The organism is Bacillus sp. LBG-1-113 (genome assembly GCF_020708615.1).
Classification (GTDB): Bacteria; Bacillota; Bacilli; order Bacillales; family Bacillaceae; genus Bacillus; species Bacillus mojavensis.
Map to the genome: position 1 here is coordinate 452096 of NZ_JAJFDG010000001.1, position 16304 is coordinate 468399.

The 16304-nt window shown below is 44.1% G+C and carries 20 protein-coding genes; 17 read left to right on the plus strand and 3 right to left on the minus strand.

The window, feature by feature from the left end:
• The first annotated feature begins 56 nt into the window (after nucleotides 1-56).
• From LJF29_RS02355 to LJF29_RS02390, 8 genes are read left to right on the plus strand one after another with little or no spacing between them, the layout of a single operon-like run.
• Complete coding sequence (locus LJF29_RS02355; RefSeq protein WP_003226126.1) at nucleotides 57-575, plus strand: YqeG family HAD IIIA-type phosphatase; 519 nt, start codon at nucleotides 57-59, stop codon at nucleotides 573-575.
• Between the two features lie 2 nt (nucleotides 576-577).
• Complete coding sequence (gene yqeH, locus LJF29_RS02360; RefSeq protein WP_229146780.1) at nucleotides 578-1678, plus strand: ribosome biogenesis GTPase YqeH; 1101 nt, start codon at nucleotides 578-580, stop codon at nucleotides 1676-1678.
• 18 nt (nucleotides 1679-1696) lie between these two features.
• Nucleotides 1697-2533: a shikimate dehydrogenase gene (gene aroE / locus LJF29_RS02365; protein WP_229146782.1), complete on the plus strand. Its 837-nt coding sequence runs from the start codon at nucleotides 1697-1699 to the stop codon at nucleotides 2531-2533.
• The gene (gene yhbY, locus LJF29_RS02370; protein WP_229146792.1) at nucleotides 2533-2823 is read left to right on the plus strand and encodes a ribosome assembly RNA-binding protein YhbY; all 291 of its coding nucleotides are present in this window, start codon (nucleotides 2533-2535) and stop codon (nucleotides 2821-2823) included. The genes aroE and yhbY overlap by 1 nt, the downstream gene beginning before the upstream one ends.
• 10 nt (nucleotides 2824-2833) lie before the next feature.
• Nucleotides 2834-3403, plus strand: a complete 570-nt coding sequence (locus tag LJF29_RS02375) for a nicotinate-nucleotide adenylyltransferase (RefSeq protein ID WP_010335014.1) — start codon at nucleotides 2834-2836, stop codon at nucleotides 3401-3403.
• Complete coding sequence (gene yqeK / locus LJF29_RS02380) at nucleotides 3393-3953, plus strand: bis(5'-nucleosyl)-tetraphosphatase (symmetrical) YqeK (RefSeq protein ID WP_168748279.1); 561 nt, start codon at nucleotides 3393-3395, stop codon at nucleotides 3951-3953. The genes LJF29_RS02375 and yqeK overlap by 11 nt, the downstream gene beginning before the upstream one ends.
• A 17-nt stretch (nucleotides 3954-3970) precedes the next feature.
• Complete coding sequence (gene rsfS / locus LJF29_RS02385; protein ID WP_168748278.1) at nucleotides 3971-4327, plus strand: ribosome silencing factor; 357 nt, start codon at nucleotides 3971-3973, stop codon at nucleotides 4325-4327.
• A complete protein-coding gene (locus LJF29_RS02390; protein WP_229146794.1) occupies nucleotides 4324-5067 on the plus strand; it encodes a class I SAM-dependent DNA methyltransferase in 744 nt (247 codons plus the stop codon). Before rsfS ends, LJF29_RS02390 begins: the two co-directional genes overlap by 4 nt.
• Nucleotides 5068-5131: 64 nt before the next feature.
• On the opposite strand, the gene comER is transcribed toward LJF29_RS02390, so the two are convergent.
• The gene (comER, locus tag LJF29_RS02395; protein WP_229146795.1) at nucleotides 5132-5953 is read right to left on the minus strand and encodes a late competence protein ComER; all 822 of its coding nucleotides are present in this window, start codon (nucleotides 5951-5953) and stop codon (nucleotides 5132-5134) included.
• Between the two features lie 83 nt (nucleotides 5954-6036).
• Here comER and LJF29_RS02400 point away from each other — a divergent pair, with 83 nt between their 5' ends.
• The 3 genes from LJF29_RS02400 (at nucleotide 6037) to LJF29_RS02410 (ending at nucleotide 9624) form a co-directional block, all read left to right on the plus strand.
• Nucleotides 6037-6654, plus strand: coding sequence for a helix-hairpin-helix domain-containing protein (locus LJF29_RS02400; protein ID WP_010335008.1), 618 nt, complete (start codon nucleotides 6037-6039; stop codon nucleotides 6652-6654).
• 66 nt (nucleotides 6655-6720) lie between these two features.
• Nucleotides 6721-7290, plus strand: coding sequence for a ComE operon protein 2 (locus LJF29_RS02405; protein ID WP_010335007.1), 570 nt, complete (start codon nucleotides 6721-6723; stop codon nucleotides 7288-7290).
• Between the two features lie 3 nt (nucleotides 7291-7293).
• Complete coding sequence (locus LJF29_RS02410; RefSeq protein ID WP_229147568.1) at nucleotides 7294-9624, plus strand: DNA internalization-related competence protein ComEC/Rec2; 2331 nt, start codon at nucleotides 7294-7296, stop codon at nucleotides 9622-9624.
• A gap of 38 nt (nucleotides 9625-9662) precedes the next feature.
• Here LJF29_RS02410 and LJF29_RS02415 read toward each other — a convergent pair whose 3' ends face one another.
• Nucleotides 9663-9797 (minus strand): YqzM family protein, encoded by a 135-nt coding sequence (locus LJF29_RS02415; RefSeq protein ID WP_010335005.1) that lies wholly within the window; start codon nucleotides 9795-9797, stop codon nucleotides 9663-9665.
• Between the two features lie 40 nt (nucleotides 9798-9837).
• Here LJF29_RS02415 and LJF29_RS02420 point away from each other — a divergent pair, with 40 nt between their 5' ends.
• Nucleotides 9838-9987, plus strand: a complete 150-nt coding sequence (locus LJF29_RS02420) for a hypothetical protein (protein ID WP_003229985.1) — start codon at nucleotides 9838-9840, stop codon at nucleotides 9985-9987.
• 39 nt (nucleotides 9988-10026) lie between these two features.
• Complete coding sequence (holA, locus tag LJF29_RS02425; RefSeq protein ID WP_229146797.1) at nucleotides 10027-11070, plus strand: DNA polymerase III subunit delta; 1044 nt, start codon at nucleotides 10027-10029, stop codon at nucleotides 11068-11070.
• A 14-nt stretch (nucleotides 11071-11084) separates the two neighbouring features.
• On the opposite strand, the gene rpsT is transcribed toward holA, so the two are convergent.
• Nucleotides 11085-11351: a 30S ribosomal protein S20 gene (gene rpsT / locus LJF29_RS02430; RefSeq protein WP_010335003.1), complete on the minus strand. Its 267-nt coding sequence runs from the start codon at nucleotides 11349-11351 to the stop codon at nucleotides 11085-11087.
• A 204-nt stretch (nucleotides 11352-11555) separates the two neighbouring features.
• Here rpsT and gpr point away from each other — a divergent pair, with 204 nt between their 5' ends.
• From gpr to lepA, 4 genes are all read left to right on the plus strand, one after another.
• Entirely contained in the window at nucleotides 11556-12662 is a 1107-nt protein-coding gene (gpr, locus tag LJF29_RS02435) for a GPR endopeptidase (RefSeq protein WP_010335002.1), read from the plus strand.
• Nucleotides 12663-12724: 62 nt separating this feature from the next.
• Nucleotides 12725-13930 carry a spore autolysin SpoIIP gene (spoIIP, locus tag LJF29_RS02440; RefSeq protein ID WP_229146801.1) on the plus strand — a complete coding sequence of 402 codons (1206 nt, stop codon included), beginning with the start codon at nucleotides 12725-12727 and terminating at the stop codon, nucleotides 13928-13930.
• Nucleotides 13931-13945: 15 nt separating this feature from the next.
• Nucleotides 13946-14284, plus strand: a complete 339-nt coding sequence (locus LJF29_RS02445) for a YqxA family protein (RefSeq protein WP_229146802.1) — start codon at nucleotides 13946-13948, stop codon at nucleotides 14282-14284.
• A 133-nt stretch (nucleotides 14285-14417) separates the two neighbouring features.
• Nucleotides 14418-16253 carry a translation elongation factor 4 gene (gene lepA, locus LJF29_RS02450; RefSeq protein WP_229146806.1) on the plus strand — a complete coding sequence of 612 codons (1836 nt, stop codon included), beginning with the start codon at nucleotides 14418-14420 and terminating at the stop codon, nucleotides 16251-16253.
• Nucleotides 16254-16304 lie beyond the last annotated feature (51 nt).

The window sequence follows — 16304 nt, forward strand, 5'->3', positions numbered from 1 at the left end:
AGTTCGATTTTTTTCGACATTAATTTTAAGAGAAAGAAAAGGGAAGGGTGCGGGTTTTGTTAAAAAAGTTTTTTTTACCTGACGAGTTTGTAAAAAATATTTTTCATATTACACCTGAAAAATTAAAAGAACGAAATGTAAAAGGAATTATCACTGATCTGGATAATACGCTTGTTGAATGGGACAGACCAAACGCGACGCCGCGATTGATCGAGTGGTTTGAAGAAATGAAAGAGCACGGCATTAAAGTGACGATTGTCTCTAATAATAATGAGCGAAGAGTAAAACTTTTCTCGGAACCGCTCGGTATACCATTCATCTATAAAGCAAGAAAACCGATGGGCAAAGCCTTTAATAGAGCAGTGCGCAATATGGAGCTGAAAAAAGAGGACTGTGTTGTCATCGGAGATCAGCTGCTGACTGATGTACTCGGCGGGAACCGTAACGGCTACCATACGATCCTGGTCGTGCCTGTGGCTTCCTCAGACGGCTTTATTACGCGTTTTAACCGCCAGGTCGAACGCAGAATACTGAGTGCTCTCAAACGAAAAGGGCACATTCAGTGGGAGGAATAAGAATGGAAAAGGTTGTTTGTATCGGTTGCGGAGTCTCAATTCAAACCGAGGACAAAAACGGTCTGGGATACGCGCCGCCGGCTTCGCTTTCTAAAGAAAGTGTAATTTGCCAGCGCTGCTTCAGACTGAAAAACTACAATGAAATACAAGACGTTTCCTTAACGGATGATGACTTTTTAAACATCCTTCATGGAATTGGAGAAACCGATTCTCTCGTCGTTAAAATTGTTGATATTTTCGATTTTAACGGCAGCTGGATTAATGGATTGCAGCGCTTAGTCGGAGGAAATCCTATATTGTTAGTCGGAAACAAGGCGGATATTCTGCCTAAATCGCTCAAAAGAGAACGGCTGATCCAGTGGATGAAGCGCGAAGCGAAAGAGCTTGGCTTAAAACCGATTGACGTATTTTTGGTCAGTGCGGGACGCGGCCAGGGAATCAGAGAAGTCATTGATGCGATTGAGCATTACCGTAACGGCAAGGATGTTTACGTTGTCGGCTGTACCAATGTAGGGAAATCAACGTTCATTAACCGGATTATCAAAGAAGTGTCCGGTGAAGACAACATCATCACAACATCGCAATTCCCGGGCACAACTCTTGATGCGATTGAAATTCCGTTAGATGACGGCTCAGCGCTTTATGATACACCTGGAATCATCAATCACCATCAAATGGCGCACTATGTAAACAAAAGGGATTTAAAAGTACTTTCGCCCAAAAAGGAACTGAAGCCGCGCACATTCCAGCTAAACGATCAGCAAACGCTGTATTTCGGGGGACTGGCAAGGTTTGATTATGTTTCAGGTGAAAGAGCTGCCTTTGTCTGCTATATGCCGAATGAATTAATGATTCACAGAACGAAACTGGAAAATGCTGACGCGCTTTATGAAAAGCACGCAGGAGAATTGCTCACACCGCCGGGAAAAGATGATATGGATGAGTTTCCAGAACTGGTTGCCCATACGTTTACGATGAAAGAGCAAAAGACAGATATCGTTTTTTCTGGGTTAGGCTGGGTAACGGTGCATGACGCGGATAAAAAGATAACGGCTTATGCGCCAAAAGGCGTTCACGTATTTGTTCGGCGCTCATTAATTTAACAAAAAGGGGAGAGGGGTATGAAGAAGCTGTACGGGGTTATCGGAAATCCGATTGCGCATTCCATGTCGCCGGATATCCATAACGCGGCTTTGAAGGATCTTGGCTTGGACGGACACTACCATGCATTTAAGGTGGAAGAGGATAGTCTTGAAGATGCGGTAAAAGGAATAAGAGCTCTTGGCGTACAAGGCATCAATGTGACTGTTCCGCACAAGGTTTCCATCATGGATCATCTCGATCATATTGATGAGAGCGCAAAAGTGCTTGGTGCCGTTAACACTGTCAGAAGAGAAGGAGACAAGCTTGTCGGATATAATACAGACGGAGAAGGCTTTGTGAAATCTTTAATGAGAATTTTGGACAAACCAATCTCCGAGCTGTCTTTCTTAATGATCGGCGCGGGCGGGGCAGCGAGAGCGATTTTTACGACGATCGTCCGTGACAATCCGGAAAAGTTTGATATTTGCAATCGAACGATACAAAAAGCCAAACAGCTCACAGAATCTGCTCCCTCGTTCCGCAATGTAGAAGTGTTAAGCATAAAAGAAGCAGAAGAACGGCTTGAGCAGTATGATGTAATTATCCATACAACATCTGTAGGTATGTATCCAAACGTGGAAGATATTCCGCTTTCGCTGCAGCGTGCTGCAAGCAGTGCGGTTGTTTGCGATATCGTGTATAATCCGATTCAGACTTCACTATTAAAAGAAGCAAAGCAAAAAGGTCTGAAAACACTGGATGGAGTCGGCATGTTTGTTGAGCAGGCGGCATTGTCTTTCCGCTTGTGGACGGGACATGAACCTGATGTTGAAAAAATGAGATCTATTGTAGTAGGGAAATTAGGAGGAAAATAATGCTAACAGGAAAACAAAAACGTTTTTTGCGTTCAAAAGCGCACCATTTAAGCCCGATTTTTCAAGTAGGAAAGGGCGGAGTCAATGACAACATGATTAAACAAATTTCTGAAGCGCTTGAAGCGAGAGAGCTGATTAAAATCAGCGTTCTTCAAAACTGCGAAGACGATAAAAATGATGTTGCGGAAACTCTTGTTAATGGAAGCCGCGCACAGTTGGTTCAGACGATTGGCAATACGATTGTTTTATATAAGGAATCAAAGGAAAATAAACAGATCGAGCTTCCTTAAGGTGGTTGAAATGAAGAAAATCGGAATTTTCGGAGGCACGTTTGATCCTCCGCATAACGGTCACCTTTTAATGGCGAATGAGGTGCTGTATCAGGCGGAGCTCGACGAAATTTGGTTTATGCCCAATCAAATTCCTCCCCATAAACAGGATGAAGACTATACAGACAGCACTCATCGGGTGGAAATGCTGAAGCTTGCTATTCAGTCTAATCCATCCTTTAAGCTGCAGCTGGCTGAAATGGAAAGAGAAGGCCCGTCATATACCTTTGATACCGTTTCTCTACTAAAGCAGCGATATCCGAATGATCAGCTATTCTTTATCATCGGTGCTGACATGATTGAATACCTGCCGAAATGGTATAAGCTGGACGAGCTGCTGAACCTTATTCAATTTATCGGAGTAAAGCGCCCCGGTTTTCATGTTGAAACCCCTTATCCGCTTCTCTTTGCAGACGTTCCGGAGTTTGAGGTATCATCGACTATGATAAGGGAACGGTTTAAAAGCAAGAAGCCCACTGACTACTTAATCCCTGATAAAGTGAAGAAGTATGTAGAGGAGAATGGTTTATATGAATCGTGAGGAGGCACTTGCCTGCGTCAAGCAGCAATTGACCGAGCATCGATATATCCATACAATTGGCGTAATGAACACGGCGATTGAACTTGCGGAGCGCTTTGGCGCCGACTCCAAAAAAGCGGAAACGGCGGCTATCTTTCATGATTACGCCAAATTCCGTCCAAAAGAAGAAATGAAACAAATTATTGCCAGAGAAAACATGCCCGCGCATCTGTTAGATCACAACCCGGAGCTGTGGCATGCTCCGGTCGGCGCTTACCTAGTCCAGAGGGAAGCGGGAATTCATGACGAAGATGTTCTTGACGCGATCAGATACCATACCTCTGGGCGTCCGGGCATGACGCTTTTAGAAAAAGTCATTTACGTTGCCGATTATATTGAACCAGGCCGTAAATTTCCCGGTGTTGATGAGGTGCGCGAACTAGCCGAAACGGATTTGAATCAAGCGTTGATTCAGTCGATCAAAAATACAATGATTTTTCTAATGAAAAAAAATCAACAGGTTTTTCCAGATACATGTTTAACTTATAACTGGCTTGTGTCTGGCAAATGAACAGGAGGAATATGTGAATGAATCAAAAGTCCATTTTAAATATTGCAGCTGCGGCTTGCGACGATAAGCGGGCAGAGGATATTTTAGCACTGGATATGGAAGGAATTTCTCTGGTTGCTGATTATTTTCTGATCTGCCACGGTAATTCAGACAAACAAGTTCAGGCCATTGCGCGTGAAATCAAGGACCAGGCAGAAGAAAACGGCATTGAAGTCAAAAAGATGGAAGGCTTCGATGAGGCAAGATGGGTATTAGTTGACCTTGGGGATGTGATTGCCCATGTGTTTCACAAGGACGAAAGAAGCTATTACAACCTAGAAAAACTGTGGGGAGATGCTCCGCTCGCAGACCTGGAACTTGGAATGAACCAATGATTTACCAAGGCTTTGCAAGCGTGTATGACGAGTTAATGTCTCACGCACCTTACGACAAATGGACAGAGTGGATTGAAGCATCTCTGCCGGAAAAAGGCCGTATTCTCGATTTGGCATGCGGCACCGGAGAAATTTCAATCCGGCTTGCCGAAAAAGGCTTTGAAGTCACTGGGATTGATCTCAGTGAGGAAATGCTCTCATACGCCCAGCAAAAAGTACCAGCTAAACAGCCGATTCTTTTCCTTCAGCAGGACATGAGAGAGATTACCGGCTTTGAAGGCCAGTTTGATGCGGTTGCGATCTGCTGTGACTCCTTGAATTATTTAAAAACGAAAAATGACGTGATGAATACCTTTAAAAGTGTATTTCAGGTGCTGAAGCCGGACGGCATATTGCTGTTTGATGTTCATTCACCGTATAAAATAACCGAGGTTTTTCCTGGCAGCACGTTTGCTGATCAGGACGAAGATATCAGCTATATTTGGCAAAGCTTTGCCGGTAGTGAAGAGCTTTCCGCCATTCATGATATGACGTTTTTTGTTTGGAACGGAGAGGCGTACGACCGCTTCGACGAGACACATGAGCAAAGAACGTTCCGAGTGGATGAATACGAAGAAATGCTGGCAGGCTGCGGTTTTCAGTTTCATAAGGTCACCGCTGATTTTACCGATTCAGCCCCGTCACCACACTCTGAACGCCTGTTCTTTAAAGCACAGAAATCAAAAACCATCGTTTACTAAGACGATGGTTTTTAAAATGCTTTTTTACCATTTTGCATACAACAAAAGACTATGGCATACTCGTTTACACATGAAACTGCTTCTTCACCGCGGAAATATCCTCTTCATACTTCAAATGCGTATTTTGAAACACCCGATGAAACATATCCTGTACACCGCTTTCGAGGGCTTTTATGCCTTCTCCTGTCACACCGCCTTTTACGCAAACCTTTTCCTGTAATGCAGGAAGAGTATACAATTCGGTTTCTAACAGCTTTCCCAGCCCGACAAGCATCTCTTTACACATGTGAATAGCGTCCTGTTTAGACACTGACGTTTCCGTAACGGCTGCATCTATAAACCGCTGTACCAGATAGCTCATAAAAGCGGGTCCGCAGCTTACGATATCTGACGCTACTCTTGTGATGTCACTTTCAATTTGCAGCGGATTCGAAATGTGCTTCATCAGCTCGTTTAATTTTGTTTTTGCTGCCTCCCCGCAGCTTTTGCCAAAGGTGACGAGAGAAACGCCAGCAAGCGCCCGGTTTGTAATACTCGGGATTACTCGTGCCACCTGACATGGCACATACTGTTCCAGCTGATCAGTCTGAAGCGGGCTTGTAATGGAAATGAGAATGTGATCCTTTCTTAGATAAGGAACTGCCCTTGACAATAATGGATATATATCAAGCGGCTTTACACAGATGAAAATCATCTCATTTTCTGCAACAAGATTTTCAAGGCTCTCTGTTACGTTTAAGCTGTTGTAGCGGTTTTTTATCTTCAACGCTTTTTCAATTGTGCGGTTTGTGATTGTGATGCTTGAGGGATCGGCTGCTTGTGATTCAATAAATGATTCTATAAGGATCGTACCCATATTTCCAGTGCCGATAAAGCCAATCTTCAATGATTTCCCCTCCTTTGAGCTATTATCCTCTAAACCATATGTGATAAAGAAACAAAATATGACGAAAGCGGGGCGCATGCCAGTTGAATTGGTTGAATCAACATAAAATGATCATCATGTCAGTGGCCTTTGCTGCTGTTCTCATTGCGGTTCTTTGTCTCTTTTTTTTCATCGGGCATAACAAAGAGCCTGTAAAACAAGTGATATCTAGTGAAAAGGATAATGCTGAGGTCAAGCAGGAAGTGACAAAAGACAAAGCGGAAGAAAATATTGTAATTGACATAAAAGGTGCTGTTAAGCATCCCGGCGTTTATGAAATGCATGCAGGGGACAGAGTGTCGCAGGCTATTGAGAAAGCAGGCGGCATCGGCGAAAAAGCAGATGAAACGCAAGTGAATTTGGCGGAACTTTTGCAGGACGGTACAGTGGTGTATATACCGAGTGAGGGAGAAGAGGAGCCGCAGCAAGCGGCCGGAGGTGCTGTACAAAGCAGCACGGGGAAAGAGGCCTTGGTCAATATCAATACAGCAACATTAGAGGATTTACAAAACATTTCAGGAGTAGGGCCTTCAAAAGCCGAAGCGATTATTGCATATCGGGAAGAGAACGGGCGTTTCCAGGCAATTGAAGATATCACAAAGGTTTCGGGAATTGGCGAAAAATCATTTGAAAAAATAAAGTCTTCCATTACAGTAAAGTGAATTGACGGTCATGTATGATGATAGGTAAACTAAAGAACAGGCAACACAACATTTGGAGGGAACAACGTGGAACGAATTTCATGGAATCAATATTTTATGGCGCAAAGCCATTTACTGGCACTGCGCAGCACCTGCCCGAGATTGTCTGTCGGCGCTACCATTGTCAGAGATAAACGTATGATTGCAGGAGGATATAACGGATCAATCGCAGGCGGCGTACATTGCGCGGACGAAGGATGCTTAATGATAGACGATCATTGCGCGAGAACGATTCACGCGGAAATGAATGCGATTCTTCAATGCTCTAAATTTGGAGTGCCGACAGATGGAGCGGAGATATATGTTACGCACTATCCGTGTATTCAGTGCTGTAAGTCTATCATTCAAGCCGGTATCAAAACAGTATATTACGCTGAGGATTATAAAACACATCCGTATGCCCAGGAGCTATTTGAGCAGTCTGGCGTTACGGTTGAACAGGTTGAACTTGATGAGATGATCGTTGATCTGAAAAACAGAGAAAAGCTTTCATTTGTAGCGGGACTTTTAGAGAAATTAGCGGATGCCGGTCTCGCAGAGGAAGATTTGAAGAAAATACATGAACAGGCTAATAAACTTTTTACGAGTTATGTGTGATTGATGCGACATTCGCGTCTACTATTGCCTTTGGCGGCAGCTTCAGCAACGGCTGGAATTGCTGCCGCCTCTTATTTCTCCGCTGTCTTTCTCTTCTTCCTCTTTCTTCTTATTGTGTCAGTCAAAACAAGACAAGCTCCACTCATTTTTGTATGTTTATTCTCTTTTGTGCTCAATTTTGCCCTGTTTAAGATTACAGATTTTCAAAATACTTCTTCGTACAAGCAGGGCAGCTATCACTTCAAGGCGGTCGTTCATAGTATTCCTAAAATTGACGGAGATCGGATGTCTTTGCTGATCAAGACGCCTGATGGCGAAAAATGGGCTGCCTCTTATCGGATTCAGTCTTTAGCTGAGAAAGACAAACTGTCACATCTAGAGCCGGGTATGGCATGCGAATTGACTGGTACTTTGGAGAAGCCCAAACAAGCAACAGTGCCGGGAACATTTGATTATCACCAGTATCTTTACCGGCAGCATATTCATTGGAGCTACTCTGTCACATCTATTAGAAATTGCAGTCAGTCTTCAGGTGTCCGGTATAAGCTTCTCAGTTTGAGAAAATACATCGTATCATTCACGAACACCAAGCTTCCGTCAGATTCAGCAGGAATCGTACAGGCGCTTACAGTAGGTGAGAGGTCTTATTTGGATGACGATGTGCTTAACGCTTACCAAAATCTAGGTGTTGTCCATCTATTAGCCATCTCAGGCCTCCATGTCGGAATTTTGACAGCTGGCCTATTTTACGCAATGATCCGTTTGGGTATAACAAGAGAAAATGCGTCAATCCTACTCCTTTTGTTTCTGCCGATCTATGTTATTTTGACAGGCGCAGCGCCTTCTGTTCTCCGAGCCGCTCTGATGTCGGGCATCTACTTAGCGGGAAGCCTTTTTCAGCAGCGAGTGAATTCTGCAGGGGTAATCTGTCTTTCTTATATCCTCCTCTTGCTTTTTAATCCCTACTACCTTTTTGAAGCTGGATTTCAGCTTTCATTTGCGGTCAGTTTTTCTTTAATTCTCTCATCATCTATTTTTCAGCATAGCAAAACGGGTCTGGGACAGCTGACGATGGTATCTGTTATTGCCCAGCTAGGCTCACTACCCATTCTTCTGTATCATTTTCAGCAGTTTTCTATTATGAGCATTCCGATGAATATGGTGTTGGTGCCTTTTTATACATTCTGTATTTTACCGGCTGCTGTTATAGGAGTGATTCTATTATTTTTTTCAGCATCCGTCGGTCAATTTCTGTTCTATTGGTTTGATGTAATGATGACCTGGACCAACAGACTGATCACTAAAATCGCAGATATAGAAATATTCACAATCATCATCTCACGTCCTGCACCCGCACTTCTTCTCTTATTCACGCTCACTGTCATCATATTGCTTATGAGTACCGAGAAACGCTCATATCTCCGGCTGACCGTATCCGCAGGCCTTTTTTGTGCAACGCTTACCCTGCTCTTTATTTTCCCTTATGTTAGTTCCGATGGAGAAGTAGATATGATTGATATCGGACAAGGTGACAGTATGTTTGTCAGTGCACCCTATCAGAAAGGCCGTGTTTTAATTGATACAGGAGGCACTTTGTCTTATTCGTCAGAGCCTTGGCGGGAAAAACAGCATCCTTTTTCACTGGGGGAAAAGGTGCTGATCCCTTTTTTAACGGCAAAGGGCATCAAGCAGCTTGATGCGCTGATACTGACGCACGCAGATCAAGATCATATCGGAGAGGCAGAGGTTTTGCTAAAGCATCATAAAGTAAAGCGTCTCGTCATTCCGAAAGGGTTTGTTTCTGAACCTCATGATGAGAAAGTGCTGCGGACTGCCAAACAGGAGGGTGTGGCAATTGAAGAGGTGAAACGGGGTGATGTATTGCAAATAAAGGACTTGCAGTTTCATGTGCTGTCACCGGAAACGCCTGATCCGGCAAGTAAAAATAATTCTTCTCTCGTTCTATGGATGAAAACAGGCAGTCTCAGCTGGCTCCTGACGGGTGATCTGGAAAAAGAGGGGGAACAGGAGATTATTAGTGTCTTCCCAAATATAAGAGCGGATGTGTTAAAGGTGGGGCATCATGGAAGCAAGGGCTCTACCGGTGAAGAATTCATCAAACAGCTTCAGCCGAAAACGGCGATCATCTCAGCGGGAGAAAACAATAGGTACCATCATCCGCATCAAGAAGTTCTTCAATTGTTAAAGAGCCGACCCATCCGTGTGCTGCGCACTGATCAAAGCGGCACGATCCAATACACGTACAAAAACGGATCAGGAACCTTTTCTGTCTATCCTCCATATGATACATCAGATATGACAGAGGAGAATTAAAAAAGACTGCCGAGAAATCAGCAGCCCGGGCAGTCGTGTTATGAACCAACCAGGTGAATAACCGTTGCCATGACAAACAATAAGGCGAAAAATCCGAAGGACACAACAAAACCAACCGCTGAATCTACAGCATCATTTCGTTTGCTTTGAACGTTTTTTTCAAAATCATTCAATTTCATCCCCCCTGACTGACTTAAGTATAATGGAATCGATTTGAAAAATCTAGAAGCTAAGGTAACGTTTTCTGTTCTGGTGATTATCGCCTTTTTACAAGCTGTCCCGGGGGCTTGCGAACAGGCGTTTAATATAAATGGGGAAGCCGCTGTCAGGCTTCCTCTTTACTATTTTGCAAACTCAATTTAGGATAGAAGAGGATGATGAAAGAGAGGAAGTCGTACAACAATGGTATTTGATGTGTGGAAAAGCCTGAAAAAAGGCGATGTCCATCCGGTTTATTGTTTATACGGAAAAGAGACGTATCTGCTCCAAGAAACTGTCAGCAGGATCAGACAGACGGTGATTGATCAAGAGACGAAAGATTTCAACCTGTCTGTTTTTGATTTGGAGGAAGACCCGCTGGAACAGGCGATTGCCGACGCTGAAACGTTCCCATTTATGGGGGAGCGGCGCCTTGTCATTGTGAAAAATCCATATTTTTTAACGGGTGAAAAAAAGAAAGAAAAAGTTGAGCACAACATCAGCGCGCTTGAATCTTATATACAATCACCGGCGCCATACACGGTCTTTGTTCTGCTTGCGCCTTATGAAAAACTGGATGAACGGAAAAAACTGACCAAAGCACTAAAAAAGCAGGCGTTCATGATGGAGGCAAAGGAATTAAACGCGAAGGAAACGACAGACTTTACGATCAATCTGGCGAGAACCGAGCAGAAAACAATCAGCACTGAGGCGGCAGAGCATTTGGTTTTGCTTGTAAACGGGCATCTGTCATCACTTTTTCAGGAGATTCAGAAACTCTGCACGTTTATTGGAGACCGTGAAGAAATCACGCTGGATGATGTAAAGACGCTTGTGGCGAGAAGTCTGGAACAAAATATCTTTGAACTGATTAATAAAATCGTCAACCGAAAACGGACTGAGAGTCTGCAAATTTTTTATGATTTGCTCAAACAAAATGAAGAGCCGATCAAAATTATGGCTCTCATATCGAACCAGTTCCGGCTGATCCTGCAGACGAAATATTTCGCGGAACAAGGGTACGGCCAAAAACAGATTGCTTCTAACTTAAAGGTGCATCCATTCCGGGTAAAGCTGGCAATGGATCAAGCGAGGCTTTTTTCAGAAGCTGAGCTCCGGTCTATTATTGAACAGCTTGCCGTGATGGACTATGAGATGAAAACCGGGAAAAAGGACAAGCAGCTTTTACTAGAGCTTTTTCTCTTGCAGCTGTTAAAAAGAAATGAAAAAAACGATCCTCAATTATGAGGATCGTTTTTGTTTTATGCAGAAAGTCCGTTCACTTTTTTCGCTAGTCTTGATTTGTATCGAGCTGCGGCATTTTTGTGTACAAGACCTGTTTTCACTGCTTTATCAATACGTTTAGCTGCTTCAGTAAGAGCAGTTTTCGCTTTGTCAGCTTCGTTGTTTGCAACAGAAGCTTCAACTTGTTTGATTGCAGTACGCATAGCAGATTTGATTGTCGCGTTATGAGCGCGGCGTTCGTTATTAGTTTTTGTACGTTTAATCGCTGATTTAATGTTTGGCATGTGTTTCACCTCCTAAGATACAACCTGTAGCACAGTGTCTTAAGGTTAAATCTTCTTCACAATAGAACAAATTGTATTCTATCAAACACACCTTTAGATTGCAATATAAATGTAAAGTATTTTTCATTGAAGGAATGCTTTTAAGCATGATTCATTTTATAAATGGAAACAATATGGTTAGTGAATATTCGAAGGAGGCCCTGTATGAAAAAGAGTGAGCTGGATGTAAATCAGTATTTGATACGTACGGATTTAGCGGTTGAAACGAAGGAAGCCATGGCTAATCGTCAGGCTGTGCCTGCAAAAGAGATAAAAGGTTTTATTGAAAAAGAACGCGATCATGGCGGAATAAAAATCCGCACTGTTGATATCACGAAGGAAGGCGCAGAGCTTTCCGGAAAAAAAGAAGGACGTTATTTAACGATTGAGGCCCAGGGGATCAGAGAAAATGATTCGGAAATGCAAGAGAAAGTTTCTGCTGTATTTGCGGAAGAATTCTCAGCCTTTCTGGAAAGCCTTAAGATCTCAAAGGATGCGAGCTGTTTAATTGTCGGCCTCGGCAACTGGAACGTGACACCTGATGCGCTCGGTCCGATGGCTGTAGAAAATCTATTAGTGACAAGACATTTATTTAAACTCCAGCCTGAAAATGTGCAGGAGGGCTACAGGCCTGTCAGCGCATTTGCTCCTGGTGTCATGGGAATTACAGGCATCGAAACAAGCGATATTATTAAAGGGGTCATCGAGCAGTCGAAACCCGATTTCGTGATTGCCATTGATGCACTTGCGGCGCGGGCGGTAGAAAGGGTCAACACAACCATTCAAATATCAGATACAGGAATACACCCGGGATCAGGCGTCGGAAATAAACGTAAAGACTTGAGCAAGGACACCCTAGGCGTACCTGTCATTGCAATTGGTGTACCGACGGTCGTTGACGCGGTAACAATTGCCAGCGACACGGTTGACTACATATTAAAGCATTTTGGCAGAGAAATGAGAGATAACAGTCCGTCGAGATCGCTTGTTCCGGCGGGGATGACGTTTGGGAAAAAGAAAGTGCTTACTGAAGAGGACCTTCCCGACCCAAAACAGCGTCAATCGTTTCTCGGCATAGTGGGGACTCTTGAAGACAACGAAAAGCGGCAGCTCATTCATGAGGTGCTGGCACCTCTGGGCCATAATTTGATGGTCACGCCGAAGGAAGTCGATTCATTTATTGACGATATGGCAAATGTGCTGGCAAACGGATTAAATACAGCGCTTCATGAAAAGGTGTCTCAGGAAAACAAAGGCTCCTATAATCACTAAACGGTTCTACTTCCTCTAGCTTGTTCATAGAGTAATTACTAGACAAGCGCTGGAGGGATTCAATGAGAAATAAACGCAGAAACAGACAAATTGTTGTTGCGGTGAATGGCGGGAAAGCGATAAAGGCGATCTTTCTATTTATCGCAAGCCTATTAGTGATTTTTGTTTTATCCGGTGTGCTGACGTCTCTCCGGCCGGAACTCAGGCCATCGTCTAACTCTTTTTACGGGATTGCCGACGAACTGCCGGGTGACGTATTTGCACACTTGCTGCGGATGGAAAACCATTATTTCGCTTCTGACCTTTCTCAAACCGACAGCTCATTTCATCTATCACGTCTTTCTTTAAAGCTGGCGACAAGTATTAATCTCGAGGATCCGCGAAGTTTTCTTGGACGCGAGCTGCCTGGGTTTGCGCAATTTGACACAGAGATTCTTTTAGCGGGACAAGGAACCGATTATACAAACATGCCGTCGGAATCCCCGCCGCCTTCAAAGGTGATGCAGGAAGAAAGAGAAGCGAATTTGGCGGAGATTGAAAAACAGCAGACGCAAACAGACAATACGCAAAAAGACCCGCCAAAACAAACAACCGGCGATAAGAAGGTTGTCTTTATCTATCACACGCATAATACGGAATCTTATCTCCCGCTATTAAAAGGTGAGACCGATCCCGATATGGCGCGTCATTCTAAAGCAAACGTCACCCTCGTGGGAGACATGTTCGGGAAAGCGCTGGAATCTCAAGGTATCGGAGCCACAGTTAATAAAACGGATATACAGGCAAAACTGAGCAAAAAAGGGTTGAATTATGCCAGATCTTACGATGAATCAAGGCCGGTCGTACAAGAAGCCCTTGCTTCAAACAAAAATCTGCAATATATCATTGACATCCATAGAGACTCCAGGCGCAAGAAAAATACGACGGCAACCATTAAAGGGAAAAGCTATGCCCGGGTCGCATTTGTGGTCGGCAAAAAAAGCAAGAATTTCGAAGAAAACTACAAAATTGCAAGCGAGCTTCACAAGCTGATGGAGAAAAAATACCCGGGACTCAGCACAGGGGTCTTCTCTAAAGGCTCACCAGGAGATAACGGAGTTTACAACCAAGACTTAAACGACAGAGCGCTTTTGCTTGAATTTGGCGGAGTGGATAACAATCTCGAAGAGCTGCAGCGGGCGGCTAACGCAACTGCTGACGTATTCAGCGAAATGTACTGGGATGCTGAAAAAGTTAACGCCGAAAGCGGCGAGACGAAAAAACAATAGAAATAGGTGGTCGAGTTGATTGCATATCTTGGCAAATGCTTGCTTCTTGTGACGATGATGTTTATAGGCGTCCTGTTCGGCATGCAGCAGGCAAATAACGGCATGCTGAGCATGAAAGGCTATCATGATCCTTCACTGAAAGGCGCGTTTACGCTCACAGACGGAGAAAATAATGAAAAAGAAGCAACCGTTTTAGGGGAAACAGTAACCTCGAAAGATTTAGAAGAGAAACAAAAAGAGCTTGAACAGGTGGAAACGTTTAACCTTTTCTCTAAAGCAGGAAAAACGCTTTCTGACACAGTGACCAACACAGCTCAATCGATGTATGAATGGATACGGGATATGAGAAAATAAATGCTTGAAAGAGAAAAGCAGCCCCAGTATGAGAGGGAACTTTTCTCTTTCTTGTTTTACATTGAATCTTTACAATCCTATTGATATAATCTAAGCTAGTGTATTTTGCGTTTAATAGTAGGAGTGATAGATTGTGACAGATAAAGAAAAGCGTTTAGAGAGGCAGTCGAGAATTCGGAATTTCTCCATCATCGCCCATATTGACCACGGAAAATCGACCTTAGCGGATCGTATTTTAGAAAAAACGTCGGCAATCACTCAACGAGAAATGAAAGAACAATTGCTTGATTCTATGGATCTTGAACGCGAACGGGGCATTACCATTAAATTAAACTCTGTTCAGCTTAAATACAAAGCAAAAGACGGAGAGGAATATATTTTCCACCTGATTGACACACCGGGACACGTCGATTTCACATATGAAGTATCCCGAAGTCTTGCTGCCTGCGAAGGAGCGATACTTGTCGTGGACGCGGCGCAAGGAATTGAAGCGCAGACGCTTGCGAACGTTTACCTGGCGCTTGATAATGACCTTGAAATTCTTCCAGTCATTAATAAAATCGATCTGCCAAGCGCAGAGCCGGAACGTGTTCGCCAAGAGGTGGAGGACGTCATCGGCCTTGACGCATCGGAAGCTGTGCTCGCTTCAGCAAAAGCCGGGATCGGGATTGAGGAGATTTTAGAGCAGATCGTGGAAAAGGTGCCTGCTCCGACCGGAGATCCAGAGGCGCCGCTTAAAGCGCTGATCTTTGACTCGCTTTATGACGCTTACCGCGGTGTCGTGGCTTATATCAGAGTCGTAGAAGGAACGGTAAAGCCGGGGCAAAAAATCAAAATGATGGCAACCGGCAAAGAGTTTGAAGTGACAGAAGTCGGTGTGTTCACGCCGAAAGCAACTCCGACAGATGAACTGACGGTCGGCGATGTAGGCTTTTTAACTGCTGCGATCAAAAATGTCGGTGACACACGCGTCGGTGACACGATCACAAGCGCGTCCAATCAAGCTGCCGAAGCATTGCCTGGATATCGCAAGCTGAACCCGATGGTGTACTGCGGTTTATATCCGATCGATACGGCCAAATACAACGATTTAAGGGAAGCTCTTGAAAAGCTTGAGCTGAATGACTCATCGCTTCAATATGAAGCAGAGACATCCCAAGCGCTCGGATTCGGTTTCCGCTGCGGATTTTTAGGTATGCTTCACATGGAAATCATTCAGGAGCGGATTGAGCGGGAGTTTAAAATTGACCTGATCACTACAGCGCCGAGTGTTATATATGATGTGTATATGACAGACGGGGAAAAGGTTGTTGTCGACAACCCGTCCAATATGCCTGACCCACAAAAGATCGAAAGGATCGAGGAGCCGTATGTTAAAGCGACAATGATGGTGCCGAACGATTATGTCGGTGCGGTGATGGAGCTTTGCCAAGGAAAACGCGGCAATTTTATCGACATGCAATATTTAGATGCAAATCGCGTCAGCATTGTCTATGACATGCCGTTAGCGGAAATCGTCTATGAGTTTTTTGATCAGCTGAAATCAAGCACAAAAGGCTACGCTTCCTTTGATTACGAACTGATCGGCTACAAACCGTCTAAACTTGTCAAGATGGACATTATGCTGAACGGAGAAAAAATCGACGCCCTTTCATTTATCGTGCATCGCGATTACGCGTACGAACGCGGAAAAGTAATTGTAGAAAAACTGAAAGAGCTCATTCCGCGCCAGCACTTTGAAGTACCGATTCAAGCGGCGATCGGCCAGAAAATCGTGGCCCGCTCTACCATTAAAGCGATGCGTAAAAACGTATTGGCTAAATGTTACGGCGGAGACATCTCGCGGAAACGGAAGCTTCTTGAAAAACAAAAAGAAGGAAAACGCCGAATGAAGCAGGTCGGCTCAGTTGAAGTGCCGCAAGAAGCATTTATGGCGGTCCTGAAAATGGATGACAATCCGAAAAAATAATAGAAGCCGCCGCAGTCCTGTACTGCGGCTTCTTTCTTTAAAGAAGGTGAA

What these genes read in the sequence shown, in the direction of transcription:
- yhbY (WP_229146792.1), top strand. Translation starts at nt 2,533, where the DNA reads ATGCTAACAGGAAAACAAAAACGTTTTTTGCGTTCAAAAGCGCACCAT.
- LJF29_RS02375 (WP_010335014.1), top strand. Translation starts at nt 2,834, where the DNA reads ATGAAGAAAATCGGAATTTTCGGAGGCACGTTTGATCCTCCGCATAAC.
- spoIIP (WP_229146801.1), top strand. Translation starts at nt 12,725, where the DNA reads ATGAGAAATAAACGCAGAAACAGACAAATTGTTGTTGCGGTGAATGGC.
- LJF29_RS02410 (WP_229147568.1), top strand. Translation starts at nt 7,294, where the DNA reads ATGCGACATTCGCGTCTACTATTGCCTTTGGCGGCAGCTTCAGCAACG.
- gpr (WP_010335002.1), top strand. Translation starts at nt 11,556, where the DNA reads ATGAAAAAGAGTGAGCTGGATGTAAATCAGTATTTGATACGTACGGAT.
- aroE (WP_229146782.1), top strand. Translation starts at nt 1,697, where the DNA reads ATGAAGAAGCTGTACGGGGTTATCGGAAATCCGATTGCGCATTCCATG.
- yqeK (WP_168748279.1), top strand. Translation starts at nt 3,393, where the DNA reads ATGAATCGTGAGGAGGCACTTGCCTGCGTCAAGCAGCAATTGACCGAG.
- rpsT (WP_010335003.1), bottom strand. Translation starts at nt 11,351, where the DNA reads ATGCCAAACATTAAATCAGCGATTAAACGTACAAAAACTAATAACGAA.
- LJF29_RS02390 (WP_229146794.1), top strand. Translation starts at nt 4,324, where the DNA reads ATGATTTACCAAGGCTTTGCAAGCGTGTATGACGAGTTAATGTCTCAC.
- rsfS (WP_168748278.1), top strand. Translation starts at nt 3,971, where the DNA reads ATGAATCAAAAGTCCATTTTAAATATTGCAGCTGCGGCTTGCGACGAT.
- holA (WP_229146797.1), top strand. Translation starts at nt 10,027, where the DNA reads ATGGTATTTGATGTGTGGAAAAGCCTGAAAAAAGGCGATGTCCATCCG.
- yqeH (WP_229146780.1), top strand. Translation starts at nt 578, where the DNA reads ATGGAAAAGGTTGTTTGTATCGGTTGCGGAGTCTCAATTCAAACCGAG.